At 72.1% G+C, this 24,289-nt stretch carries 28 protein-coding genes; 15 read left to right on the forward strand and 13 right to left on the reverse strand.

The window, feature by feature from the left end:
* Positions 1 to 2: 2 nt before the first annotated feature.
* Both ACWDRB_RS45265 and ACWDRB_RS45270 read right to left on the reverse strand, forming a co-directional pair.
* Positions 3 to 662, reverse strand: coding sequence for a response regulator (locus ACWDRB_RS45265; RefSeq protein ID WP_449904897.1), 660 nt, complete (start codon positions 660 to 662; stop codon positions 3 to 5).
* On the reverse strand, positions 659 to 1,792 hold the full coding sequence (locus ACWDRB_RS45270; RefSeq protein ID WP_449904899.1) for a sensor histidine kinase: 1,134 nt from the start codon (positions 1,790 to 1,792) through the stop codon (positions 659 to 661). Before ACWDRB_RS45270 ends, ACWDRB_RS45265 begins: the two co-directional genes overlap by 4 nt.
* Positions 1,793 to 2,224: 432 nt before the next feature.
* Here ACWDRB_RS45270 and ACWDRB_RS45275 point away from each other — a divergent pair, with 432 nt between their 5' ends.
* Positions 2,225 to 2,596: a hypothetical protein gene (locus ACWDRB_RS45275; RefSeq protein ID WP_397369145.1), complete on the forward strand. Its 372-nt coding sequence runs from the start codon at positions 2,225 to 2,227 to the stop codon at positions 2,594 to 2,596.
* Between the two features lie 19 nt (positions 2,597 to 2,615).
* Here ACWDRB_RS45275 and ACWDRB_RS45280 read toward each other — a convergent pair whose 3' ends face one another.
* Complete coding sequence (locus ACWDRB_RS45280) at positions 2,616 to 3,074, reverse strand: MarR family winged helix-turn-helix transcriptional regulator (RefSeq protein WP_449904902.1); 459 nt, start codon at positions 3,072 to 3,074, stop codon at positions 2,616 to 2,618.
* 85 nt (positions 3,075 to 3,159) lie between these two features.
* Between ACWDRB_RS45280 and ACWDRB_RS45285 the strand changes: the two genes are divergently transcribed.
* From ACWDRB_RS45285 to ACWDRB_RS45295, 3 genes are all read left to right on the forward strand, one after another.
* The gene (locus ACWDRB_RS45285; RefSeq protein ID WP_449904904.1) at positions 3,160 to 3,540 is read left to right on the forward strand and encodes a VOC family protein; all 381 of its coding nucleotides are present in this window, start codon (positions 3,160 to 3,162) and stop codon (positions 3,538 to 3,540) included.
* A 169-nt stretch (positions 3,541 to 3,709) separates the two neighbouring features.
* On the forward strand, positions 3,710 to 4,234 hold the full coding sequence (locus tag ACWDRB_RS45290) for a sigma-70 family RNA polymerase sigma factor (RefSeq protein WP_350733159.1): 525 nt from the start codon (positions 3,710 to 3,712) through the stop codon (positions 4,232 to 4,234).
* Between the two features lie 150 nt (positions 4,235 to 4,384).
* Positions 4,385 to 5,080: an anti-sigma factor gene (locus ACWDRB_RS45295; RefSeq protein ID WP_350733161.1), complete on the forward strand. Its 696-nt coding sequence runs from the start codon at positions 4,385 to 4,387 to the stop codon at positions 5,078 to 5,080.
* A 2-nt stretch (positions 5,081 to 5,082) separates the two neighbouring features.
* On the opposite strand, the gene ACWDRB_RS45300 is transcribed toward ACWDRB_RS45295, so the two are convergent.
* The 6 genes from ACWDRB_RS45300 to ACWDRB_RS45325 form a co-directional block, all read right to left on the reverse strand.
* Positions 5,083 to 7,362, reverse strand: coding sequence for a hypothetical protein (locus ACWDRB_RS45300; RefSeq protein WP_449904907.1), 2,280 nt, complete (start codon positions 7,360 to 7,362; stop codon positions 5,083 to 5,085).
* On the reverse strand, positions 7,359 to 9,056 hold the full coding sequence (locus ACWDRB_RS45305; protein ID WP_397369148.1) for an ABC transporter permease subunit: 1,698 nt from the start codon (positions 9,054 to 9,056) through the stop codon (positions 7,359 to 7,361). Before ACWDRB_RS45305 ends, ACWDRB_RS45300 begins: the two co-directional genes overlap by 4 nt.
* Positions 9,053 to 10,273, reverse strand: a complete 1,221-nt coding sequence (locus ACWDRB_RS45310; protein WP_449904909.1) for a hypothetical protein — start codon at positions 10,271 to 10,273, stop codon at positions 9,053 to 9,055. The genes ACWDRB_RS45305 and ACWDRB_RS45310 overlap by 4 nt, the downstream gene beginning before the upstream one ends.
* Entirely contained in the window at positions 10,257 to 10,910 is a 654-nt protein-coding gene (locus ACWDRB_RS45315; protein WP_449904911.1) for an ATP-binding cassette domain-containing protein, read from the reverse strand. Before ACWDRB_RS45315 ends, ACWDRB_RS45310 begins: the two co-directional genes overlap by 17 nt.
* A gap of 68 nt (positions 10,911 to 10,978) precedes the next feature.
* Entirely contained in the window at positions 10,979 to 11,347 is a 369-nt protein-coding gene (locus tag ACWDRB_RS45320) for a VOC family protein (protein WP_350733169.1), read from the reverse strand.
* Entirely contained in the window at positions 11,344 to 11,943 is a 600-nt protein-coding gene (locus tag ACWDRB_RS45325) for a dienelactone hydrolase family protein (RefSeq protein WP_449904913.1), read from the reverse strand. Before ACWDRB_RS45325 ends, ACWDRB_RS45320 begins: the two co-directional genes overlap by 4 nt.
* 91 nt (positions 11,944 to 12,034) lie before the next feature.
* Between ACWDRB_RS45325 and ACWDRB_RS45330 the strand changes: the two genes are divergently transcribed.
* Positions 12,035 to 12,703 carry a 2'-5' RNA ligase family protein gene (locus tag ACWDRB_RS45330; RefSeq protein WP_449904915.1) on the forward strand — a complete coding sequence of 223 codons (669 nt, stop codon included), beginning with the start codon at positions 12,035 to 12,037 and terminating at the stop codon, positions 12,701 to 12,703.
* A 68-nt stretch (positions 12,704 to 12,771) separates the two neighbouring features.
* Here the strand turns inward: ACWDRB_RS45330 and ACWDRB_RS45335 are convergent, their stop codons facing one another.
* From ACWDRB_RS45335 to ACWDRB_RS45345, 3 genes are all read right to left on the reverse strand, one after another.
* Positions 12,772 to 13,140 (reverse strand): hypothetical protein, encoded by a 369-nt coding sequence (locus ACWDRB_RS45335; RefSeq protein WP_449904917.1) that lies wholly within the window; start codon positions 13,138 to 13,140, stop codon positions 12,772 to 12,774.
* Positions 13,141 to 13,242: 102 nt separating this feature from the next.
* The gene (locus ACWDRB_RS45340; protein ID WP_449904919.1) at positions 13,243 to 16,704 is read right to left on the reverse strand and encodes a tetratricopeptide repeat protein; all 3,462 of its coding nucleotides are present in this window, start codon (positions 16,702 to 16,704) and stop codon (positions 13,243 to 13,245) included.
* Positions 16,705 to 16,803: 99 nt separating this feature from the next.
* Positions 16,804 to 17,496: a response regulator transcription factor gene (locus ACWDRB_RS45345; protein WP_185070386.1), complete on the reverse strand. Its 693-nt coding sequence runs from the start codon at positions 17,494 to 17,496 to the stop codon at positions 16,804 to 16,806.
* Positions 17,497 to 17,672: 176 nt separating this feature from the next.
* Here ACWDRB_RS45345 and ACWDRB_RS45350 point away from each other — a divergent pair, with 176 nt between their 5' ends.
* The 10 genes from ACWDRB_RS45350 to ACWDRB_RS45395 all read left to right on the forward strand — a co-directional run bounded on the left by ACWDRB_RS45350 (position 17,673) and on the right by ACWDRB_RS45395 (position 23,607).
* Positions 17,673 to 17,924 carry a MoaD/ThiS family protein gene (locus ACWDRB_RS45350; protein ID WP_350733178.1) on the forward strand — a complete coding sequence of 84 codons (252 nt, stop codon included), beginning with the start codon at positions 17,673 to 17,675 and terminating at the stop codon, positions 17,922 to 17,924.
* A 72-nt stretch (positions 17,925 to 17,996) separates the two neighbouring features.
* Entirely contained in the window at positions 17,997 to 18,662 is a 666-nt protein-coding gene (locus ACWDRB_RS45355; protein ID WP_355204244.1) for an LmeA family phospholipid-binding protein, read from the forward strand.
* A gap of 37 nt (positions 18,663 to 18,699) precedes the next feature.
* Positions 18,700 to 19,215 carry a sigma-70 family RNA polymerase sigma factor gene (locus ACWDRB_RS45360; protein ID WP_363962056.1) on the forward strand — a complete coding sequence of 172 codons (516 nt, stop codon included), beginning with the start codon at positions 18,700 to 18,702 and terminating at the stop codon, positions 19,213 to 19,215.
* Positions 19,212 to 20,027, forward strand: a complete 816-nt coding sequence (locus tag ACWDRB_RS45365) for an anti-sigma factor family protein (RefSeq protein WP_449904923.1) — start codon at positions 19,212 to 19,214, stop codon at positions 20,025 to 20,027. The genes ACWDRB_RS45360 and ACWDRB_RS45365 overlap by 4 nt, the downstream gene beginning before the upstream one ends.
* Before the next feature lie 28 nt (positions 20,028 to 20,055).
* The gene (locus ACWDRB_RS45370; protein ID WP_350733187.1) at positions 20,056 to 20,505 is read left to right on the forward strand and encodes a thioredoxin family protein; all 450 of its coding nucleotides are present in this window, start codon (positions 20,056 to 20,058) and stop codon (positions 20,503 to 20,505) included.
* A 171-nt stretch (positions 20,506 to 20,676) separates the two neighbouring features.
* Positions 20,677 to 21,090 (forward strand): DUF4395 domain-containing protein, encoded by a 414-nt coding sequence (locus ACWDRB_RS45375; RefSeq protein ID WP_364258928.1) that lies wholly within the window; start codon positions 20,677 to 20,679, stop codon positions 21,088 to 21,090.
* Positions 21,087 to 21,926, forward strand: coding sequence for a sulfurtransferase (locus tag ACWDRB_RS45380; protein ID WP_449904926.1), 840 nt, complete (start codon positions 21,087 to 21,089; stop codon positions 21,924 to 21,926). Before ACWDRB_RS45375 ends, ACWDRB_RS45380 begins: the two co-directional genes overlap by 4 nt.
* Entirely contained in the window at positions 21,926 to 22,228 is a 303-nt protein-coding gene (locus ACWDRB_RS45385) for a DUF1416 domain-containing protein (RefSeq protein WP_185070393.1), read from the forward strand. The genes ACWDRB_RS45380 and ACWDRB_RS45385 overlap by 1 nt, the downstream gene beginning before the upstream one ends.
* Positions 22,229 to 22,312: 84 nt before the next feature.
* Positions 22,313 to 22,873, forward strand: a complete 561-nt coding sequence (locus ACWDRB_RS45390; protein ID WP_350733193.1) for an RNA polymerase sigma factor — start codon at positions 22,313 to 22,315, stop codon at positions 22,871 to 22,873.
* Positions 22,870 to 23,607: a methylated-DNA--[protein]-cysteine S-methyltransferase gene (locus ACWDRB_RS45395; RefSeq protein WP_449904929.1), complete on the forward strand. Its 738-nt coding sequence runs from the start codon at positions 22,870 to 22,872 to the stop codon at positions 23,605 to 23,607. The genes ACWDRB_RS45390 and ACWDRB_RS45395 overlap by 4 nt, the downstream gene beginning before the upstream one ends.
* Here the strand turns inward: ACWDRB_RS45395 and ACWDRB_RS45400 are convergent.
* The gene (locus ACWDRB_RS45400) at positions 23,604 to 24,155 is read right to left on the reverse strand and encodes a helix-turn-helix domain-containing protein (RefSeq protein ID WP_449904931.1); all 552 of its coding nucleotides are present in this window, start codon (positions 24,153 to 24,155) and stop codon (positions 23,604 to 23,606) included. The genes ACWDRB_RS45395 and ACWDRB_RS45400 overlap by 4 nt on opposite strands.
* Positions 24,156 to 24,289: the final 134 nt, after the last annotated feature.

Consider the following 24,289-nt stretch of genomic DNA (forward strand, 5'->3'; position numbering starts at 1 on the left):
GCTCAGTCGACCAGGCGGCGCTCCCAGGCCCAGGCGACGATCTCGACCCGGTTGCGCAGGCCGAGCTTGGTCATGATGCCGGACACATGGCCTTTGACGGTGCTCAGCGAGATGAAGAGCTCGGCGGCGATCTCCTGGTTGGTACGGCCCCTGGCGACCGCCCGGACGACCTCGAACTCCCGGTCCGACAGCGGTTGCGCGGGCGCATGGGTGACCGGGGAGGCGGTGGCCGTGAGGTGGCGCAGCAGCCGGAGGGTGAGCGAGGGGGAGATCAGGGCGTCCCCGGCGTTCGCGGCCCGGACCGCCTCGACGAGCAGATCGGGGCCGACGTCCTTCAGCACGAAGCCGGTCGCCCCGCCGCGCAGGGCGCCGTGGACGTACTCGTCGAGGTCGAAGGTGGTGACGACGACCACCCGCAGCGGGTCGGCGACCTCCGGCCCCGCGAGGGCCCGCGTGACCTCGATGCCGTCGAGGCCGGGCATCTGGATGTCCACGAGGCACACGTCGGGGCGCAGCCGGCGGGCCAGGGCGACCGCCTCGGCGCCGTCGGCGGCCTCGGCGACGACCCTGATGCCGGGCTGGTCCTCCAGGATGAGGCGCAGGCAGTCACGGATCATCGCCTGGTCGTCGGCCAGCATGACGGTGATGTCCGCGGCGCTCATGGGTGCTCCCGCGCCGGGACGGGGAGGGCGGCGACCACGGACCAGCCGGCGCCGGCGCGCGGGCCCGCGCGAAGCGTCCCGCCGAGGGCCTCGACGCGTTCGCGCATCCCGACCAGGCCGTATCCGCCATATCCGGAGCGTCGGAGCCGCCGGGCCGGGGCGGGAGGGGCGTCGTCCGCGACCTCGACGGTGACCGAGTTCCGGGCTCGCGTGACGGTGACGTTGACCGAGCGGGCCTGCGGGGCGTGGCGGGAGACGTTGGTCAGCGACTCCTGCACGATCCGGTAGACGGTGGTGGCCACCTCGGGCGGCCAGAGCGAGGTGTCCTCGCCTTCGGGGAGCCGCAGCCGTACGGCGGGTCCGTGGCCGCCGAAGCGCCTGACCAGCTCGTCCAGGCCGTCGAGGGAGGGCAGGCCCCGGGCCGGGTCGCGGAGCAGGCCGACGACGCGGCGGGTGGCGGCCAGGGCGTCGGAGCCGGCCGTCTCGATGTCCGCCAGCGAGGTCGCCAGCCGCTCCGGCTGCTTGTGCGCGAGCAGCCGCGCGGTCTGCGCCTGGAGCACGACGCACGTGACGTGGTGGGCGACGACGTCGTGCAGCTCCCTGGCCAGCTCCATGCGCTCGCCACGGCGTACGCGCTCCTCGACGGCCCGGCGGCGGCTGGCCAGCAGCCGCGGCCACAGCCCGGCCACGACGGCGCCCGCCCAGCCCACGGCGCTCATCGTCCCCACGGCCGCCTGGGAGCCGGCGGCGAAGGCCCCCGCCACCACCACGAGCCCGCCACCGGCGACGGCGCAGGCCGGACGGGGCGCAAGCACCCGGACGGCCGACCCGACGAGGACGGACAACCCGAAGGTCACGCCGGGACCGGGCTCGGTGGGCAGGTGAGCGACCCGGGCGACCACGATGGCGGCCGCCGCGACGCCCATCCCCGCGACCGCCGTCCACAACCGGCTCCGCCGGCGGACGAGCGCGAGCGCGCAGACCGCCGCCCCGGCGGTGCACCCGGACACCCAGTACGCGCCACCCCAGCTCGCGCCGATCCGGTAGCCGTAGAAGGCGAGCACCGCCGCGGACACCGCGCCGATCATCACGTCGGCCGCGATCCCGGCCCGCCACTCCAGCACCCGCACACCGCCCAGGCTAGGAGCCGCCGCCCGCCCGCCGCACCGGCCGAAAGTACGGTCATGCGGCTCCGCACCCAACAAGTAGGAGTCACCGATCGCGATGGGACTTCACCGGCGATCGGCCAGACAGCAGACTGTCCCTGCGGCCATCGTCGGCTCTCCGCGAAACGTGAAGCGTGGCTCTTTCGCGGGAGCGTTCATGCGATGGCCGTCACCATTGCGGACATGACACCCGCAAACCGGCGAGGTCATCCGGCCCGGGGTCGAATCTCCACGTCCCGGGAGGACAGCACGCCTGCCGGCGGAGAAAAATCCGTACCCGCTTCGACGATCGATCACTCCTGATCATGAACGGCTTGCCATCATGTGCTCACACAAAGCAAGGGCCCCGGCCACCTGGGCCGGGATCCCTTCCGACCGCAGCGAAGGTAGGTGTGCGTGAACGTAGAGGCGGAGATCCTCGACCTGAAGCTCCGGGTGGAAGCTCTCGAAGCGGCCCTGCGCTCCAACGCCCGGCACGACGACATCATCCCCGCCCAGGCCGGCCCCTACCGGTCCGAGCTGCCGGCCCTCGTCGCGCAGGTGTCGATCGGCGTGGCCGAGCTGAGGGCCGAGATGGCGGACATCCGCACCGAGGTGAGCCAGGACTTCGAGGCTCTGATCGTGGAGGTCGCCGGGGTCCGCGTGCAGATGACCGAGAACTACAAGGCCATTCATTCGGACCTGCTCGGGAAGATCGACTCGCTGCGCTGCGAGATGATCGACCTCGGCCTCAGGCTCGACCGGCTCACGGAGACGGGCGGAGCCTGAGACCGCCGGGGCCGGGGGATCAGGCGCCGAGGTCGTCGGCCAGCCGGCTCAGGTAGGTCGCGAACTGCCGCCGGTCGAGCTCGTCCCAGGAGGCGGTCAGCTCCTCGAAGGCCCGGCGCTGCCACTGCCTGGCCCCGGCCAGCAGCGCGTGCCCGCTGTCCGTGAGCCGCAGGGAGGCGCGGCGCCGGTCCCGCTCGGAGGTGTCGCGGGCGAGGTAGCCCGCCTCGACGGCGTCCCTGACCATGCGGCTGGCGCCCGAATGATCGAGGCCGAGCTGGTGCGCCACGGTGCCGACCGTGGGCGGCTCGGGCGCCTCTCCGCCGGCGCGCGCGTTCGTGTGCACGGCCTCCACCACCAGGATGTGCTGCACGTGACGCTGCTCCCCGGTCAGCTCTTCCGACGCCCGCCCGGCCCACCGGCGGGACCAGAAGCGCACCAGGTGGAACAGCGCCGGTCCGCCGTCGGCCTCCTCGCTCATGCCCTCACCCTACGACAGGTTGCATGCGATACGCACGTATGATTATGTGCGTATCACATACATCTTCTCCGGAAGGGATGCCGTCATGGCCATCGTCATGAACCACCTGATCGTCCCCGCCGCCGACCGCGAGGGTGCGGCGGCGTTCTTCGCCGGCCTGCTGGGGCTGCGGGTCGGCCCGCCCGCCGGGCCGTTCGCGCCCGTCAGCGTCAACGACGACCTCACGCTCGACTTCGACGACCGCCGCGCGCCCCAGTCCGGCCACTACGCCTTCCTGGTGGACGACGACACCTTCGACGCGCTCATGGAGCGGCTTGAGAGGGACCCGGCGATCGACTACGGCTCCGGCCCGATGAACGGCTGGGACCGCGAGATCAACCATCTGGCGGGCGGCCGCGGCGTGTACGTGCGCGACCCCAACGGCCACAGCTACGAGCTGTTCACCGCCGAGCCGGAAGATCACTGAGCCGTCGGTCTGCGGGGTCGCCGCAGGTGGGCAAAGCATGATTTAGGCGGTAAATCCAGCGAAGCGGTGAGAAGGGAAAACTGCCATCATCTGGCCCCCTCCGTGGCTAGAGTGATGATTCCAATATCGGCGGGATATTCCCTGGTATCCGCAGCGCGAGGAGTCGCGGGTGAATCACCGCGTGACCGACGAGGCCATGGTCCGAGCCCTGTACCGCGAATACGGCGCCCCCCTGATGGCCTTCGCCGTCCGGCTGACGGGTGGCGATCGGCGCTGGGCCGAGGACGTCGTGCAGGAGACCCTGGTACGCGCCTGGCGCAACCTCCCCGACCTGCGTACCGACTCCGGCTCCCTGATGCCCTGGCTGGCGACCGTCGCCCGCCGCGTGGTCATCGACAACCGGCGCCGCTCCGGCTCGCGCCCGCTCGACACCGTCGAGGACGTCCCGGAACGCCTCAACTCGGTGGCCGCGGAGGACGAGCAGCTGTTACGCGAGATCGTCGTGACCGACGCGATGATGTCGCTCTCACCGGCCCATCGGCAGGTGCTCACGGAGACGTTCCTCCTGGACCGCACGGTCCAGGAGGCGGCGGAGATCATCGGGGTGCCCGTGGGCACCGTGAAGTCCCGCGTGTACTACGCCATGCGCGCGTTACGCGTGGCGCTGGAGGAAAGGGGGGTGACGCTGCCATGACGTGGGAGGCGCGTCACGATGAGAGCCACACCGAAAGGGGGGTGACGTTGCCATGACGAGGGAGGCGCGTCACTACGGAAGCCACCGCGAAAGGGGGGGTGACGCGCTCATGTCGGAGATGCGTCACGCAGCAAGGGGGGTGACGCTCTCATGACCGAGGTGCGTCACGAAGACGTGGCCGCATACGCGCTCGGCCTGCTCCGCGGGGAGGAGAAGGCCGATTTCGAGCGCCACCTGAGAGGCTGCCCGAGCTGCGCGGAGGAGGCCGGGGCGTTCGCCGCGATGGGGGAGCTGATCAAGACCGTCCACCCGGACGACCTCCTGCCCAGCCCGCCCGACCCCGAGGTCGAATCACTCCTGGTGCGCCGCGCCGCCACCGAACGCCGCCGCCGGAGCCTGCACCGCACGTTCATGTCCGCCGCCGCCTGCGTGCTCGTCGCGGCCGGCGTCTTCCTCGCCGTCAGCTCGGTCACCAGCGGCCCCAACCCCGACAGCGTCCACAGCCCGGCCCGCGCGCTCCTCATGACCGGCCACACCTACTCCGCCACCGACAAGAGCACCGGCGTGTCCGCTCTCGTCGGGCTGGAGGACAAGGGCTGGGGCAGCCACGTCGCGCTGGAGCTCAAGGGCGTCAAGGGCCCGCTGCAGTGCCGCCTCCTGGCGGTGGGCAACGACGGCCGCTCCGAGGTGGTGGCGAGCTGGGGCGTGCCCGACAAGGGGTACGGCGTGCCCGGAGCCCCCGACCCCCTGCTGCTGCACGGCGGCACCAGCCTCCCGGAGTCCGAGCTGAACCACTTCACGGTCGAGACCTTCGACGGCAGGAGCCTGGCCACGATCCCGGTGTGAGCTCACAGCTCCGACAGGCTCGCGCGCAGCTCGCGGACCTGCCGCGGCTCCGCGATCCCGTCCCAGGGGGAGAGCGCCGCCAGCCCCGCGTCGCGGTGCTCGGCGGCGCTCCCGGCCCGCAGCCGGGCCAGGTGGAGGTGGGCCAGCGCCGTGCTCACCCCCGTCGGGGGCAGCCGCGGCTCGGCCTCCGCCAGCAGCGCGACGACCTCCTCGGGACGGTGATCGGGCTCCTCCAGCAGCACCCCGGCCCGCTGCACGAGGCAGCGGGCCCGCCCGATCTCGTCGGCGGTCTCCGCGTAGAGCCGCTCGGCCTCCTTCAGGTTGGACCTCGCGTCGAAGCGCAGCCCCAGGTAGTGGTGCGCGAGCGCGAGCAACTCCTGCGCGTGCGCCGCCGCGCCGTCGTCGTCGGCCCGGGTGGCCAGGTCGAGCGACTCGAACAGCACGGCGCGGGCGTCGGCGTACAGGCGGCGCGCCTCGGGGTCGCGCCCGTCGCCGTCGAGCGTCTGCCCCTTGCGCAGGAGCAGCGCGGCCACGTTGATCAGCCGGAGCGAGTGCCCGGCCAGGTCGCCGCCGGACAGCGCCTGGCCGTACCGTACGAGCGCCGACTCGACGGCGGTGAACTCGTCGCCGGCGGCCAGGAGGATGGCCGCGTGCTCCAGGTGCAGCTCGGCGGGCCACGACTCCACCCTGACCCGCAGCCTGGCCGCCCGGTTGAAGTGCTGGCGGGCCGTGGTCGGGTCACCCCAGGTGAGCAGGATCGCGCACTGGCGCAGCTCGGCCGTGGCCTGCACGTGCTCGTCGCGCAGCGCCTTGGCCGCCTCGGCCAGCGCCTCCGCGGCCCGCAGCCGGTCCTCGTGCCGCTGTTCGAGCCGGAACCAGGTCTCCAGCCCGTCCGCGATGCGCGCCAGTGCCCGGGCCGTCTTGGGCGCGGGGCTCCCGTGCGCCAGCACCTCCAGCAGCACCCTGTCCTCGATCGCGAACCAGGCGCGGGCCTCCTCGCCGGGTAACAGGGCGGCGAACGAGTCGGCCTCGTCGGCGAAGTGCTCGACCAGCCGGCGCCAGGCCGCTGCGTCCTTCGGCGAGGGAGGAGGCCCGGGCGTGCCGCTGGGGAACGCGCCGGTCACCCTGACGCGCGTCATCCGTACGTTCTCCACCAGGCCCAGGTCGGCCAGCTCCCCGATCGCGTCGGCGGCGGAGGGCACGCCGAGCAGCGCGGCCGCCGCCCGGTGGTCCACCTCGGCGATCGGCAGGCTCGCCAGCAGGACGAACAGCTGCTTGGCCGTCGGCCTGAGCTGCCTGATGCTGAGGTTGAGCACGAAGTCGAGGGTCTTGACGACGGACAGGTTTCGCAGGTCGTCGACCAGGGACTGGAGCGCGACGCCGGGGTTGCGGGCCAGCCAGCGGCCGATCCTGACGATCTCCAGCGGGCTGCCCAGGCAGGCGTCCACCAGCAGCCCGAGCGCCTTCGGGTCGCGGTTGACGCGCTCGTCGCCGATGTGGCGGGCCAGCAGCGCCTGTCCGGCCCCGGGCGCGAGCGGGCCGAGCTGGATCGGCTCGATGTGCTGTGGCAGCTCGTCGGTGAACGTGCCCGCCACCACGATGTGCGCGCCCGGCACCCGGGGCGGGAGCCAGGCGATCTGGCTCCAGGTGCTGACGTTGTCCAGCAGGAGCACCCGGTCCGTGCCGGTGAGCGCGTCGATCACCTGCGCGGTGGCGTCCTCCGGCTCCTGGATCGCGCCGGGCGGCCGGTCGAGGGTGCGCAGGACCCGCTGGGCCACGCTCAGCGGCGTCTCCGCGTGGTCCCGGTCGGGGCCGCGCAGATCGGCGTAGCGCTGCTTGCGGGCGTCCGCGGTCAGGTCCCACGTGGCCAGGGTCGCCACCGAGGACGTGCCCATGCCCATCGCGCCCTGCACGACGACGATGCCGCGCTCCTTCGCGCGCTCCTTGACCTGCTGGACCTCGGCGTCCCTGCCGACGAGCCCGTCGATCCGGTCGGGGAAGGGCAGGCGTTGGAAGATCGTCTGGGGTGGGGCCTTGCGGCGGCTGCGTACGAAATGGGTGAGCCAGCCGGCCACGACCGGGAGGGAGACGATCAGGATGACGAGCAGCCAGACGGGCAGCCACTCCGTCACCCGCTCGATCAGCTTCTCCTGCAGCAGCAGGACCGTGCCGCCCGCGGTCAGCAGCCCGCCGAGCCCCAGCTCGGGCAGGTGCGCCCCGGCCTGCCGGGAGAGCTGGGACAGGCGGAAGCGCAGCCGGTCCTTTCGCGAGATATCCGTCATCGGCGTACTCCTCGCGTCAGCCCCCGGTACAGCCAGCGCCCGGTGACGACCACCAGCAGCACGGGCACCGCGGTCGCGATCACCGACTGCGCCGCCAGCGGCCCGGCGGCGCTCATGAAGTGGCGGGCCTGCTCCAGCAGGATCAGCGGCAGGTGGTCGCCCGACGGCCAGTTGAGCAGCAGCCCGACGACCGTGTCGTTCCACACCAGGACGAAGGCCAGGACCGCGGCCAGCACCAGGGCCGGGCGCGCCTCGCGTACGACGTGGAACAGCTCCCAGCGGTCCCGCGCCAGCATGGGAGCCGGCACGCGGACGAACGCGTTGTACAGCACCAGCACCGCCAGCGGGATCACCAGCGCCGCGTGCACGATGGCCAGCGCCGGAGCGGTGCCGACGACCGGGCTGAGCCAGCGCTGCAGCGGCACCGCGAACGCCTGCGGCGGCAGCACGGCCAGGGCCACCGCGACCAGCAGCACCGGCCGCCAGGCGCGGCGCGGCAGCAGGTGCTCGTGCGCCAGCACGTACGCGGCCGGCACGGCGGCCAGCAGCACCAGGCACACCACCACGACGGCCCGCAGGAACGTGGTGCCGAGCGCGCCCGCGAACCCGCCGTCGGCCAGCGCCTCCGTGTACGAGCCCAGCGTCCAGGGACCGCCGCCCCACCACCCGGACAGCGCCGCGGCGACCGGGTCGCGCAGCGAGGTCAGCACGAGCACCAGGAACGGCAGCACCCAGAGCACCGACACCGCCGCGCACAGCAGCCAGATCCGCCAGCCCTTCCTGGGCTGCGGCGGGACCACCGGCTCGGCCCAGGTCACCCGCCCGCGCAGCCCGAACAGGGCGGGCACCGCCATCACGGCCACGAGAACCGACAGCCCCACGGAGAGCGCGGAGGCCCGCGTGTCGCCCAGGTCGCCGTGGTGCCGCCACCAGAACAGCCCGCCGCCCTCGATCTCGGCCTGCATCGACCCGGGCGCGCCCATCAGCACGACGTCGAACACGCGGGCCGCCGCCGCCAGCGCGAACAGGTACGCCAGCGCCGCCGGCCCGGCGAGCGCCGGGACCACGACGGACCAGAGCCTGCGCCGCCGCCCGACGCCGAACGCCCTGGCCATCCGCAGCAGGTTGGTGGGCAGCCGGGCCAGCGCCTCGTGGAAGACCAGGAACGCGACCCCGGCCCACTGCCAGACCAGCGCCAGCCCGAACACCAGCCAGATCCACACGGGGCCGAGGAAGGCCACCTCCGTGCCGAACAGGGCGTTGACCAGCCCGCGGCGCGGGTTGGTGTCGAACATCAGCCGGAAGATCGCACCCGTGGTGAGCGGGGACACCGCGGCCGGCAGCACCAGCAGGAAGCGCAGCACGCCGCCGAGCACCGGGCCCGCGTTCCTGGCCAGCCAGGCCAGGCCGAGTCCGACGGCGCACACGACCACGGCCAGCACCAGCCACATGAACGAGTTGCCGAGCGACTGGAGCACCCGGCCGTCGAGCAGCACGTCGTACGCGCCGGGCCCGGCGGAGAGGCTGAGCACGACCGTCGCGCAGAGCGGCACCAGGATGACGCCCGCCGACAGCAGGACCGCCAGGAGGAGGTAGAGCGAGGCGCGCAGGCGGCCGATCCCGTGCCCGACCAGCGGGATCCTGGCGTCGTGGTGCGAGGCGGCCTCGAACAGGAAGGCGTTCCGCCGGCTCACAGGGCCCCCTCCTTGCTGCCCGCGACCAGCTTGTCGCGGGCCGCGGCCGCGGCAGTGGCGGGATCGACCGCGTTGACGGCGACGTCGGTGAACAGCTCGGTGAGCACCCGCCACAGCCCGCGCCCGTCGCCGCCCTCCAGGCCGCCGATGAGCCGGTCGGACAGGTCGTAGTGGGCGTTCACGGCGGCGTTCAGCTCCTGGGCGGGGCCGCGCAGCAACTGGTGGGAGGGCGGCGTGAACGGCGTCAGGAAGCCGCCGTCGGCGATCCAGCCGGTCAGCGCGTCGCGCTCGCCGCTCGCCCGCGGCCTGGTCAGCCAGTTGACGAAGTCGATCGCGTGCGCCGGCCCGGCCCGCATCGCCACCGCCACGTCGCCGCCGACGACCAGCGGGGGCAGATTGCTGCCGTAGGCGGGGAAGCGGAAGTGCGCCGCGACGCCCTTGCCGCCGTAGTGCTCGATGACCGGCAGGGCGAAGTCCGGCGCGGCCACCACGCCGGCGGTGCGGTAGGCGAAGACGTCGAAGATCGAGTCGTGGAACTGCATGGTGAGCGCCCGCCGGGCCTGCTCGGGGGTGAACGCGCCGCGCCAGATCGTGCCGAGCAGCTCCAGCGCGTCCGCGACCTGCGGCACGCTCCACCAGTCGGGATTGCCCGGCAGGCCGGGCGGGAAGAGGCCGCCGTAGACCTCTGGGGCGAAGGCGAGCAGCACGTTCTCGAACCAGTCGCTGAGCACCCACCCGTCGGCCGCCCCGATCGCCAGGCTGCCCGGGGTGGGCTGCCAGGAGGTGAGGTCGGCGGGCGGCGTGTACTCCCCGGCCCGGTGCCAGACGAGCGACTTGTGCGCGAGCTTGAACCAGGCGCCCAGCTCCTCGTGGCTCCCGGGCGGCGTCACGAGCCCGCGCCAGAACTCCTGCTGCCGGTGGTCTCCCGTCCACGGCCGGATGCGCGGCCGGATCATCGGATCGAAGAGCAGGCCCAGCCTCGGGATCACGGCCACGTCGGGGACGACCTCCTCCGCGGGGCCGCGCAGCACGGCGGCGATGTTGTCGCCCGCCGAGAAGACGTGGACCGGGCGCCCGTACTCCTTGACCACGCCGAGGAAGCGCCGCAGCTCGTCGCCGCTCCACACCACCGCCACCTGCAGCGGCCGCTCGCGGGCGCAGCCGGCCAGGGCCGCCGCCGGCAACGCGGCCAGCAACGCTCTACGGGTCAGGGGCATCGGCGATCTCCCAGAAGCGCGAGGGGGAGGCGAGGCTGGCCACCCTGGTCCGGTCGTCGGTGACGACCAGCACGGCCAGGCTCGGGTCGGTGCCCAGCGCCGCGCTCACGGCCGCGTGGCAGGGCCCGCAGCCCGTGCGGTCCTCGACCACCATCACCTTGACCGCCGTCCGCCGGCACAGGGCCCGCGCCAGCGCCACGTGCAGCCGCTCGTCGTGGGCCAGCTCGTGCGGCCGCGACCGCAGGAAGCCCTGGATGTCGGTCTTCTTGGCCATGTACGCGACCATGCCGCGGATGGGCGGGGACGCCTGGTCGTCGCGGGCGGTCAGCGCGAGGTTCTGCTCGACGGTCAGGTGCGGCAGCAGGCCCGCCCCGGCCGGGACCAGCCCGATCTCGCGCTCGGCGGGCAGCCGCATGGTGATCTCCTGGCCGTGGATGCGGATCTGGCCGTCGTCGGGCATCTCCAGGCCGATCAGGACGTCGGTGAACGCGTCGGCCTCGGCGCAGTCGGCGGCCACCACCACGGCGGTGCGGCCGGGGCCGACGGTCAGGGGATCGGGCGCGAGGGCGCGGCGCGTGCCGTGCGCCTGCCAGGCGAGGCCGGACAGCTCAAGAACCGGCGCGACCTCGACCATCATTCGACGCTTTCACAAACAGTGGATCACGGCAACGTAATTGACCGCTTCCGCAACGTGTCGATCCGGCGCTACCCGCTCACCCAGAGGCAGAACGGGTGCCCTGCCGGGTCGAAATGCACGCGTACGTCGTCCTGTGGCTGGAAATCGGCCACGGTCGCGCCCAGCTCGACGGCGCGGGCGCTGCTCGACTCGAGATCGTCGACCTCGATGTCCAGGTGCATCATCATCTGCTGCCCGCCGGGCGGCGCGGGCCAGGCCGGGCGGACGAAGCCGGGGTCGCTCTGGAAGGCCAGCCCGGGGCCGCCTTCCGGCGCGGCGAGCAGCACCCAGTCGGGCTCCTCGTCCTTGACCCGCCAGTCGAGCAACTCGCGGTAGAAGGCGGCCAGCGCCGGCCCGTCGAGCGCTTCCAGACAGACGGTCGACCACCTGAACCTCATACGGGACTCCTGAAATGGGTCGTGAACCAGTTTCTGGCGTGCTCGGCCACGGTCTCCAGCGCGCCGGGCTCCTCGAACAGGTGGGTGGCCCCGGGCACGACGGTGATGCGGCTCTCGGCGCTCAGACGCTGCTGGGCCTCCTCGTTCAACTTCACCACGATCGGATCCCGGCCGCCCACGATGAGCAGCGTGGGCGCGCGTACCGCCGCGAGCCGAGGTCCCGCCAGGTCGGGCCGCCCGCCGCGCGAGACGATCGCGGAGACCGCGTTGTCCGGCTCGGCCGCCGCCCACAGCGCCGCCGCCGCGCCGGTGCTGGCCCCGAAGTAGCCGATGGGCAGCCCCGCCGCGTCCTCCTGCTCGCGCAGCCGGCGCGTACGTTCCAGCAGCCGCTCGGCCAGGAGCGCGATGTCGAAGACGTTCGCCCTGTCGGCCTCCTCCTGGGGCGTGAGCAGGTCGAACAGCAGGGTGCCCAGGCCCGCCTTGTTGAGCGCCCCGGCCACGTAGCGGTTGCGCGGGCTGAGCCGGCTGCTGCCGCTGCCGTGCGCGAACACCACCACTCCATGAGCGGCGTCGGGAACGACCAGATCGCCGGACACGTGCCCCACCTCCCTCCTCGTCCACCTGCCACTGCCCGCACAAGTCCTGGTGTATCCGCGCCGGTATGGCGTGATCAGGCATACTGCACGGATGTCCGATTTCGCCGACTTCCGGATCGAGGGGCGGGCGGCTCTGCTGGCGGGCCGGGCGACCCACGACAGTCCCATGGTGGAGGGCGCGAGGCGGTGGGGAGCGGCGGCCGTGCTCCGGCCCTCGGGCGAGGTGCTGGACCGGCTGGCGGCGCTGGCCGGGACCATCGAGGCGCCGGGGCACTGGGTGCACGGCAGGCGGACCCTGCACGTCACGCTCAGGTCCCTGGAGCCCTACCGCGACCGGATCCCGGCCGCCGACCCGCTCCGCGCGGTCTACCGGGACGCGCTGGCCGAGGCGGCGAAGGGGGTCCCGGCCGCGCGGGTGCGGCTGGCGGGCGTGAGCCCGCATCCCGGCGGCGTCCTGGTCTGCGGCCATCCGGAGGACGACACGCTGGTCAGGCTGTGGGAGCGGTTCGCGGCCGCGATGGCCTCGCGCGGGGTGCGGGACCTGGAGCACGGACGCGTACGCGACCGCTGGTACATCAGCCTCGTCCACTTCGCCGGCCCGCTCGCCAGCCCCCGCCCGATCGTCGACTGGTGCGACGCCCACGCCGACGTCGACCTCGGCCTGGCCGAACTGGACACGGCGGAGATCGTGCAGTTCGTGCTCGCGGACACGAGCATCCACGTCAAGGCGCTGGAGGAGGCCCGGCTGGGCCGGGCGTGACGGCCCGAGCATGACGGCGGGGCGCCACCCGGCCCCATTCCGAGGGTGGCGCCCCGCCGTCGTCCAGGTCAGCCCAGCACCACCGCGGTGACGAACTGCAGCAGGTGCCAGGCCACGTAGGCGCTCAGCGAGCAGAAGGCCCACTCCTTGCCCCGGCTGATCCTGGAGATCCACCGGAGCTCCTCCGCGGGCTCCCTGCGCGCTTTGAGGGTCCTGGTGATGAAGTACGCCGACATCAGCCAGGCCGCCCCCGACCCGCCGAGCAGCCCCAGGGAGAGGGCCAGCAGGATCGGGGAGCCGCCCAGGAGGTCCGACGGCGGGAGCTGGCGGACCCAGGCGGCCGGCACGCCGGTGAGCAGGACAACAGTGATCCGCCGGTCCTTGCGCGCCTGGCGTTTGAGCCACTGAAGGTCTCGACGCAGATGGTTCTTGAGCATCCGGATCACCCCCGTTGGAGTAGCTGGTCGCACCAGCTAACGGAAATTTCCGGAGAAGATCTGCGACCTCACATCCGAGATTTCACGACTTTTAGCGATATTTCAGGACGTGGGGCTGGTCCCCAGCTCGCGGAGATCCTCCGACACTCGCCGTACCTCGAAGACGTCCCCCACCTCCTCCAGCAGCCGCAGCGCCTCCCGCAGATAGCCGCCGGCCGGGCCCCGGTTCCCCAGCCTGGCCGAGATCAGCCCCAGCGCCCGCAGCGCGCACCCCAGGTCCCGCCTCGTCCCGCACTCCAGGTGGACGTCCCTGGCCTGGCGCGCGTGGACCAGCGCCTCCCCGGCCAGACCGAGGTCCAGCAGCACCATGGCCAGCGTCGTGAGCGCCGCCGCCCACCGGTCCTTCGTGCCGGTCTCGTTCTGCAGCTCGACCGTCTCCCACGCGAGCTTCAGCGCCTCCTGCGGCTCGCCGGCTTTGTGCAGCGCCTGCGCCATCGACAGCAGCGCGCTGGCCCGGTTGTCCCGCAGCTCCTCCCTGATCGCCAGCGACGACTTGGCCGCCCGCAGCGCGGGCTGGTGCTGCCCCAGCGACAGGTACGTGTTCGCCAGCGTCTCCTGCACGTCCGCCTCGGCCCGCCGGTTGCCCAGGCCCTGCACGATGTCCAGGGCTTCGAGCGCGTACACGAACGCCACGTGCGGCAGCCCCTGCCGCCGCCGCACCCTGGCCAGCCGGTTGAGCATGCGGGCCTCCACCGGCTCGTCGCGGATCACCCGGCTGATCGTCAGCGCCTGGTTGAGGTAGTCGTCGGCCCGCAGGTAGTCGGACAGCCGCCAGTGCACCAGCCCGATGTCCCCGAGCGTCTCCGCCTTGCCCTGCTCGTGGTGGAGCTCCACCTGCACGGCCAGCGCCTGCTCGTAGTAGGCGAGGGCCTCGTCGTACCGGGAGCCGTTGCGCGCGATCCGGCCGAGCGCGCACAGGGCGCGCCCGCAGCCGTGCTGGTCGCCCGTCGCCGTGTACCCGGCCAGGGCCCGCTCGGCGTCCCGCTGCGCGTCGTGCGGCAGCCGCAGCAGGTCGTAGATCTCGGCCAGGCAGAGCAGCGTCTCGGCCTCGGCGTGCTCGTCGCCCAGCTCGTGGCAGATCGACAGCGCCTCCAGGCCCTCGGACAGCGCCGCGTTCGGCTCGCCCAGGTCCCGCTGCACCGTGGCCAGGATGATCAGGCTCTGCGCCGTGCCCCTACGGTCGCCGAGCTCCTCGCGTACCTCCAGGGCCTGGCCCGCGTGCTGCAACGCCAGTTCGTAGCGCTCCTGCGAAAGGTGCAGCCGCGAGAGCGTGTGCAGGCAGCTCGCCACCCCGGCCAGGTCGCCGATCTCGCGGTAGAGGTCGAGCGCCTCGCCCGCGCACCGCAGGGCCTCCTCGTTGTGGCCCGCGATGCCGTGCACCTCGGCCAGGTCGTTGAGCGCGCGGGCCCGCCCTTCGGCGTCGCCGAGCGAGGCGAACTCCTCCAGCGCCTCCCCGATGAACCTGGCCGCGAGCGTCGAGGGCCCGATGTCCCGGTGGATCGAGCCCAGGTTGCTGCGCATGCGCGCGATCGCCCGCCGGTTGCTCACCTGCATCGCCGAGGTCAGCCCGGCCTGCTGGATCTCCAGGTTGATCTCGTTGTACCGCAGCTTCCTGAACGGCTCGAACACGGCCTCGGCCAGCCGCCACGCCATCCCCTGGGCGCCGCTCTCCTCGGCCAGCCGCACGGCCGAGACCAGCGAGCGCCGCTCGGCCTCGAACCACTCGGGCGCCGTCGCGGGGTCGGTGGCCACCGCCAGGTAGTGGTCGAGCAGCCGCGCCCTGGCCTCCCGCACGCCTGCCTCGGCGTGCCGGCCCAGCTCCCTGGCCAGCCGCTTGACCAGGTCGTGCACCCGGTAGCGCGGCCCGGCCAGCGGCTCGACGAGATACGCCCGGTGCAGCCCCTCCACCGCCACCACGGCCTCGCTGACCGGGGCGCCGAGCGCGGCGGCCAGCACCTCGGGCGTGAAGTCCCGGCCCGGCAGCAGCCCCACGTGCCGGAACGCGCGCCGCTGCCCCGGGCTCAGCGACTCGTACGCCAGGTCGAGCGCCGACCTGAACGCCTCCTCCGGATCGCCCACCAGGAGCGTGCCCGGCCTGCGCAGCTCCTGGACCCGCTCCTGCACGCTCAGCCCGGGGCTCTCGGCCAGCTTGGCCGCCGAGATCCGCAGCGCGAACGGGTGGTACGAGCACACCCTGGCCAGCTCGGCCAGCGCGTCCCGGTCGGCGGCCCGCGGGGAGTGCTCCCCGAGCACGGCCACCAGCAGCGCCACCGCGTTGCCGGGGTCGAGCACCGGCAGGTCCATGAGGTCGGCGTGCCCGGTGGCCCGCAGCGGCGCCATCCGCGTGCGGCTGGTCACCAGCACCACGCAGTCCTTGCCGCCCGGCAGCAGCGCCCGCACCTGCGCCGGGTCGGCGGCGTTGTCGAGGATGAGCAGCAGCCTGCGCCCGGCGATCCTGCTGCGGTAGAGCAGCGTCAGCTCGGCCTCGTCGTCGGCGGGCATGTGCTCGCCGACCCCGAGCGAGCGCAGGATCTGCCCGAGCGCCTCGGCCGGGGTCATCGGCGGCTGGCTCGGCGACTGCCCGCGCAGGTCGATCACGATCTGGCCGTCGGGGAACCGGCCGGCGTGCAGGTGCCCCCAGTGCGTCACCAGCGCGGTCTTGCCCACGCCCGGCAGGCCCTGCACGATCATGGTGTTCGTCCGCCTGGGCCGCTCCAGCCAGGCGGTGAGCAGGTCCAGGCTCTGCTGGCGGCCGGTGAAGTCGGACACGTCGGCGGGGAGCTGGCGCGGCTTCGGCACCTCGCCGAGGGGCAGCGGCTCCGCGAGCGCCCCCGGCCTGGTCAGGAACGGCGTCACCCGTCCCTGCCACGGCTCCGACAGGTGCTCCCAGCCGCCCGCCACATCACGCAGCGCGGACGGGTCCGCGATGCGCAGCCGCCGGTAGCCGGGCCGTACCAGCCAGCCCCGCTGGACCCACTGCGTGAGCTGGCGCTGCACCACGTCGGGGGAGCTGCCCACGAGATCGGCCAGCGTCTCCATGGACAGCGGCGGCGCGGACTCCGCGGCCAGCGCGTAACGCTCGTCCAGGTGCAGCAGCCACACGGCCAGCCGGGCGGCGACGGGGGCCCGGGCCAGCGACTCGTGCCTGCGGGCGGCCACGTTCCTGGCGAACAGCTCCTGCACCAGCGCCGTGGCCACGGCCGGGCCGGCGGCGGCGTGCTCGCGCAGCCGGCGCATGTCGATGGGCCAGGCCCGCACCTCGGTCAGCGCGTCCACCTTGGCGCGCTCGGCCGGGTTCCAGAAGGCGAGCTCGCCGACGAGGTCGCCCGCGCCGCGCAGGTCGTGGATGGCATCGCGCTCGCCCGCGGGGGTGTATTCGCGGGCGTAGCCGTGGTCGATGAGGTAAATCCGGTGGGCGGGCCGCAACGGCGAGCAAATGGTCTCGTTACGCCGGAAGACGCGGGGCCTGGCGCCCTCGTCCACCAACGACCGGAACAGACCCACCCCGACACCACCAATCTGGGGACGGCGGTGTCCTCGTATGACAGACGCGAAACAACCTCAACGACAATGTGTCATATCGGCGGGTGCCTCTGTCAACGATCAGACGGCGGCGGTGTCCTGCCGGTCGGGGACGAAGCGGTAGCCGACGTTGCGGACCGTTCCGATGAGGGATTCGTACTCGGTGCCGAGCTTGGCGCGCAGGCGCCGCACGTGGACGTCGACCGTCCTGGTGCCGCCGAAGTAGTCATAACCCCAGACCTCCTGCAGCAGCTGGGCGCGGGTGAAGACCCGGCCCGGGTGCTGGGCGAGGTATTTCAGCAGCTCGAACTCCTTGAACGTGAGGTCGAGCACCCGGCCGCGCAGCCGCGCGGTGTAGGTGGCCTCGTCGATCGACAGGTCGCCGCTGCGGATCTCGTCGGGCACCTCCTCCGTCGCGGCCTGCGAGATGCGGCCTGTGGCCATGCGCAGGCGCGCTTCCACCTCTGCCGGGCCCGCGCTGTCGAGCAGCACGTCGTCCACACCCCACTCGGCCGTCATCGCGGCCAGCCCGCCTTCGGTGACGATCACCAGCAGCGGGCAGTCGATGCCGGTCGTGCGGATCAACCGGCACAGGCTCTTGGCCTGCACGAGCTCCTTCCGCGCGTCGACGAGGACCGCGTCGGCGGGAGGCGTGTCGATCAGCGCGGACGCCTCCGCGGGTGAGACCCGGACCGAGTGGAGCAGCAGGCCCAGCGCCGGGAGCACCTCGGCGGACGGCTCGAGGGCGTTGGTCAGCAGGAGCAGGTTGCTCATTACGGCCTCCTCAAACACGCAAGGACCCGGGGGCTTCGTCGCCCAGGTCCTGTAGGCGAGGATATCCCACGAGTAAGTCGCGTCCATTGCGCGTCCAGCAGGTGAACAGCGCGTCTCTCGAAACAACCTTGTTAAGGGCGACGCACAATAGACCGGAAAGGGATTGTGAGGTGCCCATGGCCACGGGAAAGGTACGTTATTGGGCCGCGGCGAAGGAGGCGGCCGGGGTGGCGGAGGAGCCGTTCGACGCGGTCACTCTTGGTGAACTCATGACGAAAATCACACAGAACCATGGAGATCTGGCACGCGTGGTGAGGCGTTGCTCGTTCCTCGTGGACGGCTCTCCGGTCGGAAAACGCCCTCATGACGAGGTCGTTCTCGCCGACGGGGCGACCGTAGAGGTGCTGCCGCCGTTCGCCGGCGGGTGATGGGGCCGTCCGTGGGGGAATGAGTGGGGCCAGTCGATAGGCTCTTGACCCCCGCCACAGACAGGGAGCCCCATGCGGAAGCTGATCATTTTCCTGATCGTGCTGGTCATTCTCCTTGTCGCCGTCGACCGGGTCGCGGTGGCGGGCGTGGAGCGCGATCTCTCCAACCGGATCGCCGCCGCGACCGACCTGTCCGACAAGCCGACCGTGACAATTGAGGGCATCCCTTTTCTCACGCAGGCCATCTCGGGGCGCTATCCGGAGGTACGGTTCAATCTCGGCACGTTCACCTACGGTGGCGTGCCGATCAAGAACCTCCGGGGCGCCGCCTACGACGTGACGGCTCCCCTGGCGGACGTCCTGCAGAACAGAGCCAACATCCAGGCCGGGCGCGTGGCCATCGCCGGCACCCTGACCAGGGCGACGATCGACAAGTACGCCCCCAGCGGCGTCAAGATCGGCGGCAACGGTGAGCGGCTCACGGCGTCGGGCGAGGTGACGGTCGGGGTGAACAAGGTGAAGTTCAACGCCGAGATGCGGGTCGAGCTGGTCGACGGCGGCATCAAGATCCAGGCCGAGAAGATCGAGGGCGTGCCCGACCAGCTCGCGTCGCTCGTCTCCTACACCATCAAGTTCAAGGGGAAACTGCCCTTCGACGTGAAGGTGACCGGGGTCAAGAGCGTGGCCGAAGGATTGGAGATCTCGGCCGAAGCGTCTGACGTGCCGATCCGTGGATGAGTCTGAACCGGACCTGGGCTCCGTACGTGAAGAGGGAGTGAGCGCAGCCGGCACCACCGCGGATGAGGAACTCGTGAGAACCCTCTTCGACGAGCATGCCGGGCCACTCTACGGCTACGTCCTGCGGCTGACCGGTGATTCCGGGCGGGCGGAGGATGTCGTGCAGGAGACCCTGTTGCGGGCCTGGCGACATCCCGACGCCCTCTCGGGCCGGCCGGTGCGCGCGTGGCTGTTCACGGTGGCCCGGAACCTTGTTGTCGACCAGCATCGGGCCAAGAAGGCCAGACCGCAGGAGACCGGGGACGAGGCGCTGGCCGTCATGCCGGCGGACGACGACCTGGAGCGCGCCGTCGAGTCGTGGGCGGTGGCCGAGGCGCTGGCCGTGCTCAGGCAGGAGCACCGTGAGGTGCTGCTGGAGGTCTACTATCGGGGGCGATCGGTGAAGGAGGCGTCGGCGACGCTGGGCATACCGCCGGGCACGGTCAAATCCCGCACCTACTACGCGTTGCGGGCGCTCAAACTGGCCCTCGAGGAGCGGGGGTTGGCGCCATGATGACGTGCGAGGAGGTAAGGCTCGCCCTGGGCGCGCACGCGCTGGGCGCGCTCGACCCCGACGAGGCGCTGGAGATCGACAACCACCTGGCGACCTGCGAGGAGTGCGGCCGCGAGCTGCTCGACCTCGAAGGCGTGGCCTCCTTTCTTGGCAAGGTGTCCGAACGAGACGTGGAGCTGGTGGCAAGCCCGCCGCGGCAGGTGCTCGACCGGCTGCTGAACGCCAGCGCGAAGCGCAACAGGCGCGGCCGGCTGCTGCTGGTGGCGGCCGCCTCCGTCGCGTTGCTGGGGGTCGGCGGCACGATCGTGTCGGTCGTGAACGGCGGCACCCAGCAGCAGGTGGCCTCCGGGGTGGCGGCTCCCGTGTCCAGCGAGGAGCCGCAGACGATGCGGGACTCGGCCTCGGAGTCCGACCAGGCGCCGCTGAGCCGTCTGGCCGAGCCGACGCCGCAGGCCAAACGGCCCAGCAAGGCGGCGCCGTCCGCGTCGCCGTTCAAGATGGCCGAGGGCCTGAAGTTCTCCGGCGTGAACAGGGCCGAGAAGTACTCCGCCACCGTGTCTGTCTGGCCCGGCGGCAGCGGCACGGAGCTGGACGTGAGCGTGCGGGGCGTGCCCGTCGACACGACCTGCAGCCTCCTCGTCGTGGCCGGCGGGCGGCACGAGCTGACGGAGAGCTGGACGATCAGCCGCGAGGCGTACCAGGACAAGGCCGTCTTCAAGCGGTCGACGACGCTGCCCATGTCCGAGATCACCGCGTTCTACGTGGTCGACCAGAAGGAGAAGGTACTGATCAGGATCCCGGTGCGGAAGTAAACGCGGGTGCGCGTGGTTGCATCGGGAGATGACTGGTTGGTGGGTGGCGCTGGCGACTCTGGCGCTCGGCTCTGTGATCGGGGTGGTTCGCCTGCGCCGCGACGGACGGGTGCGTGACACGGGTGGCGACCGGCTGTCCGAGGCCGACCTCGGCGCCGGTCTCGGGGAGCGGGCGACGCTGGTGCAGTTCTCCACCGCGTTCTGCCAGCCGTGCCGGGCGACCAGAAGGATCCTGGCCGACGTCAGCGGGATCGTGCCGGGGGTGACCCACGTCGAGATCGACGCCGAGTCCCGGCTTGACCTCGTACGGCGGCTGGACATCATGCGCACCCCGACGGTCCTGGTGCTCGACACCAGCGGAAAGATCGTGAAAAGGGCCGCCGGCCAGCCCCGCAAGGCGGACGTCCTGGCGGCCCTCGCCGCGGCCGTGTCGCCGCCGTCGTCTCACGAATCGTCTCACCAACCGGACGAGATGTGACAGATGACGAGACGCCGAGTAGTGTCTTCGGCATGTACCCAACGACAGAGCTGCTGACGAAGCGGCGCGCGGTTGATTTCTGCCGCGTGACCACCGCGCTCTGTCGCGCTGCCTGAGGACGATCCCGCGGACATCCGGTCCGCCCCGTCGACCCTTCAGGAGCATCCCGCGATGCGTGCCGATCCTAGAGCGCTGCGCTTCGGCGCGGCCATCACCACCCTGGTCCTCGCCCTCGTCCTGGTGACGGGGAGTGCCTGGCTTCTCGCCGTCCAGGCGATGGTCTTCGCACTCGGAGTCGTGGCGCGCTCGCCGTACACGATGCTCTTCAAGGCGCTCGTCAAGAGCGCCCCGAAGGAGACCGAAGACGCCCGCCCGCCGCGGTTCGCACAGGCGGTGGGGTTGGTCTTCGCGATCGCGGGCCTGGTCGGATATCTCACCGGGATCACGCCGCTGGCCCTCGCGGCCACGGCGGCGGCTCTCCTCGCCGCCTTCCTCAACGCAGCCTTCGGATTCTGCCTTGGCTGCGAAATGTACCTGCTCATTCGCCGTCTACTGCCCGCCGCCAAAATGGAGGTTTCCAAATGAGCCGCTCCGCCGCCCTGGTGGACGCCGACTGGGTCGAGGCCAACCTCGACACCCCCGGAGTCGTCCTCGTCGAGGTCGACGAAGACGTCAGCGCCTACGACAAGGGCCACATCCGTGGCGCCGTGAAGGTCGACTGGCGGCAGGACCTGCAGGACCCGGTGCGCCGCGACTTCGTGGACAAGACCGGTTTCGAGGCCCTGCTGTCCGACCGCGGCATCTCCAACGATGACACCGTCGTGCTCTACGGCGGCAACAACAACTGGTTCGCCTCCTACGCGTACTGGTACTTCAAGCTCTACGGCCACTCCAACGTGAAGCTGCTCGACGGCGGGCGCAAGAAGTGGGAGCTCGACTCCCGCGAGCTGGTTCGGGACGTGCCGGAGCGGGCCAAGACGCAGTACGTGGCGCAGGAGCAGGACACCAAGATCCGCGCCTTCCGCGACGACGTGGTCGGCGCCATCAGCAAGCTCAACCTGGTCGACGTGCGCTCGCCCGACGAGTTCACCGGCAAGCTGCTCGCTCCCGCGCACCTCCCGCAGGAGCAGGCGCAGCGCGCCGGCCACGTGCCCACCGCCCGCAACATCCCGTGGTCCAAGGCCGCCAACGACGACGGCACGTTCAAGTCCGACGACGACCTGCGCACGCTCTACGGCGAGGCCGGGGTCGACTTCGGCAAGGACACCATCGCCTACTGCCGCATCGGCGAGCGTTCGGCGCACACCTGGTTCGTGCTGCACGAGCTGCTCGAGCAGGACAACGTGAAGAACTACGACGGTTCGTGGACCGAGTACGGCTCGCTCGTGGGCGTGCCGATCGAGCTGGGGGAGGCCCGCTGATGACTGCTGCACAGGGTTGCGGAGCGCCGGAGCAGACGATCACTCTGCCCGCCGGGATCGACCTGTCCACCCAGGCCGTGATCCAGGGCGTGGTGACCGGCGCCGGCACGGCGTACGCGCGTCTGCTCGACCACTCCGGCGAGTTCACCGGCGAAGTCGTGGTGTCCGACGAGGGCGTCTTCCGCTTCTTCGCCGCCCCCGGCGACTGGACCGTCCGCATCATCGCGGGCGGCGGCGTCACCAGGGACATCAAGGTCGAGGCGAAGCTGGGCGAGGTCTCCTCGCTCGCGGTCGCCGTCTGAGGCTGCTGAGGTAAAGACCCGCGTCCGATCCGGACGCGGGTCTTTTCGGTGCAACGGATCCGGGCGCGCCGGTGTTGTACCAACGTGAGAGAAACCGACTGTCCCGACCCGGTGCGCAAGGCGCTGCTCGACGACCTCGACGAGGGGTTCGCCGAGCTGTACGGCGCCTACCGCGGCCTGGTCTTCTCGACCGCGCTGCGGCTGAGCGGGCGTTGGGCCGACGCCGAGGATCTCACCGCGGAGGCGTTCCTGCGTGCGTACAGGGCGCTGGCCGGATACGAGCGCGACCGCATCGCCACGCTCCAGCCGAGGGCGTGGCTGATGACGATTCTGATGAACGTCTGGCGCAACTGCGCCAGGACCAGGTCCCGCAAGCCGCCACCGGAGCTGCGGGACCAGCCGATCGAGGAAGTCGACCCCGGTCAGGACGTCGAGGAGGCCGCGGTGCGCCGCGAGACCGGCGACGAGCTGGCCGGGCTGCTCGGCCTGCTGCCCGAGGAGCAGCGGGTCGCGGTGGTGCTCAGGCACGTCGTCGACCTGCCGGTCAGCGAGATCGCCACCGTGCTCAGGATCCCCCAGGGCACGGTCAAGTCGCACGTGTCGCGGGGACTGCGGCGGCTGCGCGCACTGGGAGGTGCCCGATGACCCACGATCCACTGCTGGCCGGGCTGTCGGCGCTGGCCGCCGACGCGCCCGAGGGACTGCTCGACCGGATCGCGGCCCGCTGGGTACGCGTCCCGAGCCCGATCGGGGAGCTGCGGGTCGCGTTCACCGACCAGGGCGTGGCCTACGTGCGCCCGGGCGACGGGTTCGCCGAGGCGTTCAGAGGGCGCTTCGCCCGCCCGCTGCTGCCCGCCGAACGCCCGCCCGCCGGGCTGCTGCCCGCGCTGCGCACGGGGCGCCTGGGCCGGCTGCGGCTGGACCTGCGCGGGGTGAGCGACTTCCAGCGCGACGTGCTGGAGACGGTCCGTACGATCCCGCGCGGCGAGGTCAGGCCGTACTCGTGGATCGCGGAGCGGATCGGCCGGCCCAGGGCGGTGCGCGCGGTGGGCACGGCGCTCGGCCGCAACCCCGTGCCGCTGCTGATCCCGTGCCACCGCGTCACCCGGTCGGACGGCGTCGCGGGGGACTACGTGTTCGGCCCGGTGGCCAAGGAGCGGCTGCTGCTGGCCGAGGGCGCCGACCTGGAGCGGGTGCGGAAGCTGGCGGGGGACCGGGTGTTCTACCTGGCCAGCGACACCACGGGCGTGGTGTGCTTCCCGACCTGCCACAACGCGCGGCGCATCACGCCGCGGCACCGGCACGGCTTCCGCACCATCGCCCAGGCCAGGGCCGCCGGCTACCGGCCGTGCCGCACGTGCCGGCCCGCCAGTGCCTAGGGCGGCTTGATCGGGTAGCGCATGAGGAGCGTGGCGCGTACGACGTCGGGGCCGTGCGCGCGGTAGCCGTGCGGCACGTCGGAGATCCACGAGATGTGGTCGCCCGGCCCGGCGGTGAGCGGTTCGCGCATGGGGCCCGCGCTGAGCGTGCCCGTGAAGACCGTGACGTGCTCGCTCACGCCCTCGTGGTGGGCGGGCGAGGTCTGGGTGAGGCCCGGCGGGACGGTGACCCGGTAGAGCTCGTACGTGACCCGGTCGTCCTCGAACACCTCCAGCAGCTCCGCCTCCATCGCCCTGCCCCGCATGATCTGCGGCTCGGGCGGCGCGTCGAGTATCGCCCCGATCGGCACCCCGAGCTGCGCGGTGATCGCCCAGAGCGTCTCCGCCGTCGCGTCGACCTTGCCGGTCTCGACGTCCGACAGGGTCTCCCTGTCGATGCCCGCGCGCTTGGCGAGCTCCGACAGCGACACGCCGCGCTCGTGCCGCAGCCGCCGGAGGCGATCTCCCACGACGTGGGGATCGGCGTCGAGTGCGGGCCGTGGCTCCATAGAGCAATGGCACGCGCCCCGCCGCGGGACCGCCATTTCCCCGCCGATAATTCTTTTGTCACTGCCCAGGGACCACACCCGCACTGGCATGCGGAGCATCGCGCTTTCCGGGGTTGCTGCTGCGACATGTGTGA

It is taken from the genome of Nonomuraea sp. NPDC003707 (genome assembly GCF_053587055.1).

Coding starts and splice junctions, on each gene's coding strand:
- ACWDRB_RS45265 (WP_449904897.1), bottom strand. CDS start 662: ATGAGCGCCGCGGACATCACCGTCATGCTGGCCGACGACCAGGCGATG.
- ACWDRB_RS45280 (WP_449904902.1), bottom strand. CDS start 3,074: ATGAGCGAGGAGGCCGACGGCGGACCGGCGCTGTTCCACCTGGTGCGC.
- ACWDRB_RS45285 (WP_449904904.1), top strand. CDS start 3,160: ATGGCCATCGTCATGAACCACCTGATCGTCCCCGCCGCCGACCGCGAG.
- ACWDRB_RS45295 (WP_350733161.1), top strand. CDS start 4,385: ATGACCGAGGTGCGTCACGAAGACGTGGCCGCATACGCGCTCGGCCTG.
- ACWDRB_RS45300 (WP_449904907.1), bottom strand. CDS start 7,362: ATGACGGATATCTCGCGAAAGGACCGGCTGCGCTTCCGCCTGTCCCAG.
- ACWDRB_RS45310 (WP_449904909.1), bottom strand. CDS start 10,273: ATGCCCCTGACCCGTAGAGCGTTGCTGGCCGCGTTGCCGGCGGCGGCC.
- ACWDRB_RS45315 (WP_449904911.1), bottom strand. CDS start 10,910: ATGATGGTCGAGGTCGCGCCGGTTCTTGAGCTGTCCGGCCTCGCCTGG.
- ACWDRB_RS45320 (WP_350733169.1), bottom strand. CDS start 11,347: ATGAGGTTCAGGTGGTCGACCGTCTGTCTGGAAGCGCTCGACGGGCCG.
- ACWDRB_RS45330 (WP_449904915.1), top strand. CDS start 12,035: ATGTCCGATTTCGCCGACTTCCGGATCGAGGGGCGGGCGGCTCTGCTG.
- ACWDRB_RS45335 (WP_449904917.1), bottom strand. CDS start 13,140: ATGCTCAAGAACCATCTGCGTCGAGACCTTCAGTGGCTCAAACGCCAG.
- ACWDRB_RS45345 (WP_185070386.1), bottom strand. CDS start 17,496: ATGAGCAACCTGCTCCTGCTGACCAACGCCCTCGAGCCGTCCGCCGAG.
- ACWDRB_RS45350 (WP_350733178.1), top strand. CDS start 17,673: ATGGCCACGGGAAAGGTACGTTATTGGGCCGCGGCGAAGGAGGCGGCC.
- ACWDRB_RS45355 (WP_355204244.1), top strand. CDS start 17,997: ATGCGGAAGCTGATCATTTTCCTGATCGTGCTGGTCATTCTCCTTGTC.
- ACWDRB_RS45365 (WP_449904923.1), top strand. CDS start 19,212: ATGATGACGTGCGAGGAGGTAAGGCTCGCCCTGGGCGCGCACGCGCTG.
- ACWDRB_RS45370 (WP_350733187.1), top strand. CDS start 20,056: ATGACTGGTTGGTGGGTGGCGCTGGCGACTCTGGCGCTCGGCTCTGTG.
- ACWDRB_RS45375 (WP_364258928.1), top strand. CDS start 20,677: ATGCGTGCCGATCCTAGAGCGCTGCGCTTCGGCGCGGCCATCACCACC.
- ACWDRB_RS45380 (WP_449904926.1), top strand. CDS start 21,087: ATGAGCCGCTCCGCCGCCCTGGTGGACGCCGACTGGGTCGAGGCCAAC.
- ACWDRB_RS45385 (WP_185070393.1), top strand. CDS start 21,926: ATGACTGCTGCACAGGGTTGCGGAGCGCCGGAGCAGACGATCACTCTG.
- ACWDRB_RS45395 (WP_449904929.1), top strand. CDS start 22,870: ATGACCCACGATCCACTGCTGGCCGGGCTGTCGGCGCTGGCCGCCGAC.
- ACWDRB_RS45400 (WP_449904931.1), bottom strand. CDS start 24,155: ATGGAGCCACGGCCCGCACTCGACGCCGATCCCCACGTCGTGGGAGAT.